Annotated in this window: 5 protein-coding genes and 1 pseudogene; 1 reads left to right on the top strand and 5 read right to left on the bottom strand. The window is 72.8% G+C overall.

Annotation, left to right across the window (positions count from 1 at the left end):
- From LQV45_RS14985 to lysA, 5 genes and pseudogenes are all read right to left on the bottom strand, one after another.
- Window positions 1–773: pseudogene (locus tag LQV45_RS14985) on the bottom strand (transcription termination factor Rho); the annotation flags it as partial.
- 154 nt (window positions 774–927) lie between these two features.
- Window positions 928–1,860 (bottom strand): homoserine kinase, encoded by a 933-nt coding sequence (thrB, locus tag LQV45_RS14980; protein ID WP_230007716.1) that lies wholly within the window; start codon window positions 1,858–1,860, stop codon window positions 928–930.
- A complete protein-coding gene (gene thrC, locus LQV45_RS14975; RefSeq protein WP_230007715.1) occupies window positions 1,857–2,939 on the bottom strand; it encodes a threonine synthase in 1,083 nt (360 codons plus the stop codon). Before thrC ends, thrB begins: the two co-directional genes overlap by 4 nt.
- 1 nt (window position 2,940) lies before the next feature.
- Window positions 2,941–4,272 (bottom strand): homoserine dehydrogenase, encoded by a 1,332-nt coding sequence (locus LQV45_RS14970; protein ID WP_230007714.1) that lies wholly within the window; start codon window positions 4,270–4,272, stop codon window positions 2,941–2,943.
- Window positions 4,269–5,717 carry a diaminopimelate decarboxylase gene (lysA, locus tag LQV45_RS14965; RefSeq protein ID WP_230007713.1) on the bottom strand — a complete coding sequence of 483 codons (1,449 nt, stop codon included), beginning with the start codon at window positions 5,715–5,717 and terminating at the stop codon, window positions 4,269–4,271. Before lysA ends, LQV45_RS14970 begins: the two co-directional genes overlap by 4 nt.
- A gap of 258 nt (window positions 5,718–5,975) precedes the next feature.
- Here lysA and LQV45_RS14960 point away from each other — a divergent pair.
- A partial coding sequence (locus tag LQV45_RS14960) for an ATP-binding protein (RefSeq protein ID WP_374208219.1) occupies window positions 5,976–6,764 on the top strand: 789 nt, incomplete at its 3' end.

The raw sequence follows: 6,764 nt of genomic DNA, 5'->3' as shown, positions 1-6,764 counted from the left end.
GCCTTGTTGCGGTTGCGGTTGCGCGACCGGCTGCGGCAGCGGCCGCGGGACGGGGTCTCGGAGGACTCGTCGGTCGTGTCGGCCTCGGCACCGGATGCCACGGCCTCGGCGTTCGTGTCGGCCTCGGGGGCGCTCTCGGCCGGAGCCTCGGCGACACTCTCGGCCGGCGCCTCGGCGGCATCGGTCGCGGGGGCACCCTCGGTCACCGGCTCGGCGTCGGTCGCGGAGCCCTCGGCAGCGGCCTCTTCGGCAGCCGGCGCCTCGGCGGCGGGAGCCTCGGTGGCGGGAGCCTCGGTGGCGGGAGCCTCGGTGGCGGCGGCGTCAGTGGGAGCCTCGGTCACGGCGGCGTCGGCGGGAGCCTCGGTGGCGGCGTCGACGGCCGGAGCCTCGGTCACGGCGGGGTCGGCGGGAGCCTCGGCGGCCGGGGTCTCTTCGGCGGGGGCGCTCTTCGCACGGCGCGGCGCACGCTTGCGCGGCGCGCGGGCAGGCTTGACCGGAGCCTCTTCGGCGGCGGGCTCCTCGGCCGGAGCCGCGGGCGCCTCTTCGGCGGCGGGCTCGGCCGGAGCGGGCTGCTCCTCGGCGGCAGGAGCCGCCTCGGCGTCGGCCGCCTCGGCTTCGGCCGCGGGCTCCTCGGCGACGGGGGCCTCCTCGCCCGCGCCGTCGACGGGCGCGTCGAACAGCGTCTCGTCGGCGGGAGCGGCGGGCTGCTCCTCGGGGGTGGTGACCGCGCCCTCGGGCGCGTCAACGGGCTGGGTCTCGGAGATGGACTCCACGAGTGCTCCTCAGGATGAAACGTGGTCAGATCGCGGGTCGTCGGTGCAGAGGGCAGACGAAGACACTCACCAGCGGTTCGGAAGACTGCAGCCGATACCGGGTTCGCGATTTGTTGCGGATTTCGCAGGTGTCGCAGAGGCTCAGATTCGCGTGCTAAGCGGAACCCTCTGCGGCCTTCACTGTACCACCCTTGACGTCGACGGCGAGCATGAGCGTCTGCCACGGAGTGTCGACGAGGGATCCGGCGAGCTCGGCGGCCCCGAGACGCTGGCCCGGACCGTCGGCGAGCACCAGCACGCTCGGGCCGGCGCCCGACACGACGGCCGCGTAGCCCTCGGCGCGCAACGAGCGAACCAGACGGTCGGTCTCGGGCATCGCCTGCGCGCGGTAGTTCTGGTGCAGTTTGTCCTCCGTGGCCGCCATCAGCAGCTCGGGGCTCTGCGTCATCGCCGCGATGAGCAGGGCCGACCGCGAGACGTTGAACACCGCGTCTTCGCGCGGCACCTGCAGCGGCTGGAGGCTCCGGGCGACCGCCGTCGACATCGTGAAGCTCGGCACCAGCACGAGCGGCGAGACGCCACGGTGGACGATGAGCTGCTTGTGCTGGGGGCCCTCGGCATCCATCCACGCGATCGTCAGACCGCCGAACAGGCCGGGGGCGACGTTGTCGGGGTGGCCCTCCATCTCGGTGGCCAGGCGCAGCAGGTCGACGTCGCTGAGCTCGACGTCGCCCTCGAGCATCCCCTGGGCCGCGAGGATGCCGGCGACCACGGCCGCACCCGAGGACCCCATGCCGCGCCCGTGCGGGATGACGTTGTGCGCCACCAGCCGCAGGCCCGGCATCTCACGGCCCGCGAAGGCGAAGGTGTGCGCGATCGCCCGCACGACGAGGTGCGATGCGTCCCGCGGAACGTCTTCCGTGCCCTCGCCACTGACCTCGATCTCGAGACGGCCGGGCTCGAGGGCCTCGACCGTCAGCTCGTCGTACACGCTGAGCGCGAGCCCGAGCGTGTCGAAACCGGGACCGAGGTTGGCGCTGGTGGCCGGGACGCGGACCGCGACCCGGCGCCCGAGGGCTGCGGTCACTCGGCCACCGGCTTCAGGTCGAGGACCGAGGCGACCTCGGACGTCGTCGCGTCGACGACCGTGGGCTGCACCTCCGACCCGTCGGCCTTGCGCAGGGCCCACTGCGGGTCCTTCAGGCCGTGGCCGGTGACGGTGAGCACGACCTTCGCCCCCGCGGGGACGACGCCGGCCTCGGCGCGGTCGAGCAGACCCGCGACGCTGATCGCGGACGCCGGCTCGACGAACACGCCGACCTCACCGGCCAGGATCTTCTGCGCGGCGAGGATGCGGTCGTCGTCGATGGCGCCGAACCAGCCGTCCGTGGCATCGCGGGCCTCGAGGGCGAGGTGCCACGAGGCGGGGTTTCCGATGCGGATGGCGCTGGCGATCGTCTCGGGGTTCTTCACGACCTCGCCGCGCACGAGCGGGGCGGAGCCGGCGGCCTGGAAGCCGAACATGCGGGGCACGCGCGTGGCGACGCCGCGGTCGGCCTCTTCGCGGTAGCCGCGCGAGTAGGCGGTGTAGTTGCCCGCGTTCCCGACCGGGATGAAGTGGAAGTCGGGGGCGTCGCCCAGCTGCTCGACGACCTCGTACGCCGCGGTCTTCTGACCCTCGATGCGGTCGGGGTTGACCGAGTTGACCAAGTGCACCGGGTAGTGGTCGGCGAGCTCGCGGGCGATCTCGAGGCAATCGTCGAAGTTGCCGCGGATCTGGATCAGCCGGCCGTTGTGGGCCACGGCCTGGCTCAGCTTGCCCATCGCGATCTTGCCCTCGGGCACGAGCACGGCGGCGGTGATGCCGGCGTGGGCCGCGTACGCCGCGGCCGAGGCCGAGGTGTTGCCGGTCGAGGCGCAGATGACGGCCTTGGCGCCGTGCTCGACGGCGCGCGAGAGCGCGACCGTCATGCCGCGGTCCTTGAACGACCCGGTGGGGTTCATTCCCTCGAACTTCACCCAGACGTCCGCGCCCGTGCGCCGCGACAGGGCGGGGGCCGGGATGAGCGGGGTGCCGCCCTCGCCGAGCGTCACGACGGTGGAGGCGTCGGTGACGCCCAGACGGTCCGCGTACTCGCGGAGGACTCCGCGCCAGACGTGTGCCATGTCAGTTCCCTTCCACGCGCAGTACGGATACCACGCGCTCGACGACGCCGCTCGCGGCGAGACGCTCGACGGTCTCGCTCAGGTCTTGCTCACGGGCCTGGTGTGTACCGATGACCAGACGCGCCGACCCGCTCGCGGCGGTGTCGTCGGCATCCGGTTCGATGACGGTCTGTTCGACGGTCGCGATCGAGACGCGCCCTTCGCTGAGGATGCCGGCGACCGTGGCGAGCACGCCCGGCTGATCGTCGACCTCGAGCGTGATCTGGTAGCGCGTGATGACCCGGCCGATGGGCACGGTGGGGAGATTGGCGCGCGTGGACTCACCGACGCCCACTCCCCCGGCGATGTGGCGGCGGGCCGCGGAGACGACGTCGCCGAGAACGGCGGAGGCGGTCTGCACGCCGCCGGCACCGGCGCCGTAGAACATGAGGTCGCCGGCGGCCTCGGCCTGGACGAACACGGCGTTGTTGGCGCCGTGCACGCTCGCGAGCGGGTGCGTCCGGTCGACCAGGGCGGGGTACACGCGCACCGAGATCGACTCGCTCGACTCGCCCTCGGCGGCGGGCAGGCGCTCGCAGACCGCGAGCAGCTTGATGACATAGCCGGCGTGACGGGCGGACTCGATCATCGCGGCATCGATCTGGGTGATGCCCTCGCGGTGCACGGCATCCAGGGGCACGGTGGTGTGAAACGCCAGGCTCGCCAGGATCGCGGCCTTCTGCGCGGCGTCGTAGCCCTGGACGTCGGCCGTGGGGTCGGCCTCGGCGTATCCGAGGGCCTGGGCCTGGGCGAGCACGTCGGCGAAGTCGGCGCCCTCGGTGTCCATGCGGTCGAGGATGTAGTTCGTCGTGCCGTTGACGATGCCCATGATCCGCACGACGCGGTCGCCGGCGAGCGAGTCGCGGAGCGGGCGGATGATCGGGATGGCACCGGCGGCCGCGGCCTCGTAGTACACCTCGGCGCCCACCTGATCGGCGGCCTCGAAGATCTCGGAGCCGTGCGTGGCCAGCAGTGCCTTGTTGGCCGTGACGACGTCGGCGCCGGAGTTGATGGCCTGCAGCACCTGGGTGCGCGCGGGCTCGATGCCGCCCATGAGCTCGATCACGATGTCCGACCCGACGATGAGGGTCTCGGCATCCGTCGTGAACAGCTCGCGCGGCAGCTCGGTGTCGCGCTTGGCGTCGAGGTCGCGGACGGCGATGCCCGCGAGCTCGAGGGTGGCTCCGGCGCGGTCGGCCAGTTCGGCGCGGTGCTTGAGCAGCAGGTCGGCGACCTGCGAGCCGACGGCACCGGCGCCCAGCAGCGCCACGCGCAGCGTGCGGTAGTCGGTCATTCGATGTCTCCGTGGGGTGGTGCGGCCGAGCCGCGGGATGAGAAGGAAGCGGATGCCGCGATGCCGGCGTCGCGCGAGAGCAGATCGTCGACGGTCTCTCCGCGCACGATCACGCGCGCCTCGCCGTCGCGGACGGCGACGACCGGGGGGCGCGGCGTGTAGTTGTAGTTGCTCGCCAGCGAGAAGCAGTACGCCCCGGTGGCCGGCACCGCCAGCAGATCGCCCGGGGTGACGTCGCCGGGAAGGTACTCGGCATCCACCACGATGTCACCGGACTCGCAGTGGTGCCCGACGACGCGCGCGAGGGCGGGGGCCGCGGCGCTCTCGCGCGAGACGATCCGCGCGGAGAAGTCGGCGCCGTACAGGGCCGGACGGGCGTTGTCGCTCATCCCCCCGTCGACGCTGACGTAGGTGCGCTCTCGACCCTCGCCGATCTCGACCTTCTTGACCGTGCCGACCTCGTACAGCGTCACGCCGGCCTGACCGACGATGACGCGTCCGGGCTCGCACGCGACGTCGGGCATCGGGATGCCGCGCACCGCGCACTCCTGCGCGATGGCATCGAGGATGCCGTCGGCGATCTCCTCGATCGGGCGCGGGTCGTCGACGGACGTGTAGGAGATGCCGAAACCGCCCCCGACGTTGAGGAGGGGGATCTCTCCCCCGGCGAGCAGGTCGGCGTGGAGGTCGACGAGTCGGGCCGCGGACTCACGGAACCCGGAGGAGTCGAAGATCTGCGACCCGATGTGGGCGTGGAGTCCGACGAAGCGCAGACTGGGCAACTCGCGGATGCGAGCGACCGCCTCGGCGGCGCCGTCGAGCGAGAAGCCGAACTTCTGGTCCTCGTGGGCGGTGGCGAGGAAGGCGTGGGTCTCGGCGTGCACGCCGGTGCGCACCCGGACCAGGACGGACTGCACCGCACCGCGGCGATCGGCGATCGCGGCGAGACGCTCGATCTCGATGGGGCTGTCGACCACGACCGAGCCGATCCCCACGTCGACGGCGCGCTCGAGCTCGCCGACGCTCTTGTTGTTGCCGTGGAACCCCAGACGTGCGGGGTCGGCGCCGCCGGCCAACGCGACCTCCAGCTCGCCGCGCGTGCAAACGTCGACGGCGAGGCCCTCGTCGGTGACCCAGCGCACGACCTCGGCCGACAGGAAGGCCTTGCCGGCGTAATAGACGCGCGAGCGGATGCCGTGGCGCGCGGCGGCGGAGGCGAAGGCGTCGCGGGCCCGGCGGGCGTGCGCCCGCACCTCGGCCTCGTCGAGCACGTAGAGAGGGGTGCCGAAGCGGGCGCGCAAGTCGAAGATCGACACGCCCCCGACCTCGACCGAGCCGTCGTCGACTCGACGCGCGGAAGACGGCCAGACGGAGGCGACGAGCTCGTTCGCTTCGGCCGGGGCGGTGAGCCACTCGGGCACGAGCGCGGAGTGCGAGGCGGACACGGAGGAACCAATCGGGTTTTGCGGCGACGCGACGGCCGCGGATCACGGCTCCTGCCCGCGCGGGGCGTCACGCGACAGGCAGTCCTTGCAGTCTAGGGCACGGCGTATGCCGCCCCCTTCCCATGACCGATGGATGCCGCTGCCGCGGGCGCCGCCGTCCGGGGAAGGAATGATGCGCCGGGTGAACTGCGGGGGCGGAGAGCCGGTGTCGGCGGAACGACGATCCGCTGAGCGCGGCGCTGGACCTACCGTGAACCGGTGCCGCGCCGATCATCGTCCCCTCTCGTCGTCGATGCCCTCGGGGTCGCGGTCGGCATCGACCTCTCTGGGCTCGAGCCGCCGGCCCACGCCGCCGTACGGTCGGCGTGGAGCGGCGCTCTCTCTGCGGGGAGCACCGCGCCGCGAACCGCCGTCGCCCCCGCGGCCTCCCACGGCGAGGGTCCCATGCTCGCCGCACTCTCCAGCGCCGTGACGATGGCGGCCATCGAGGCACGGCGCGGCGACCTCTGGATGCTGCATGCCGCCGGGGTCGCCGGCCCGGACGGCGGCGTCGTCGTCCTCGTCGGAGAGTCGGGCGCCGGCAAGACCACCGCCGTCCGTACGCTCGCCCGCACGGCGGGCTACGTGTCGGACGAGACGGTGGGCATCGATGCCTCGGGCGCGGTTCTGCCGTACCGCAAACCGCTGTCGGTCATCACCGAGGGCGTGACGCACAAGGTGCAGCGCTCCCCCGACGAGCTGGCCCTCGGCGCGCTCCCCGCTGCCGAGCTGCACCTGTCACGGCTGATCCTGCTCGCCCGCCGTCCCGGATCGTCGGACGCCCGGCTCGTTCCCGTCCCCACTTCCGAGGCGATCGCCGAGCTGGCGGGCCAGTCGAGTGCTCTCGTGCAGTTGCGACGCCCCGTCCGCACGATGGTGGAGCTCATCGACCGCACGGGCGGCGTCCTCCGCGCGGAGTACGGCGAGGTCCGCGATCTCGCCGCGCTCCTGCGGGATGCCGCCTCTTCGTCGCCCAGCGCCGGATCCGACCCCGCCGATGCGGCCCCG

It is taken from the genome of Microbacterium sp. Bi128 (assembly GCF_918698205.1).
This window is presented reverse-complemented; position numbering and strand designations above follow the sequence as displayed.

Excerpts from the sequence above, each read along its gene's own strand:
- LQV45_RS14970 (WP_230007714.1), bottom strand. The coding sequence starts at position 4,272 with ATGACCGACTACCGCACGCTGCGCGTGGCGCTGCTGGGCGCCGGTGCC.
- thrC (WP_230007715.1), bottom strand. The coding sequence starts at position 2,939 with ATGGCACACGTCTGGCGCGGAGTCCTCCGCGAGTACGCGGACCGTCTG.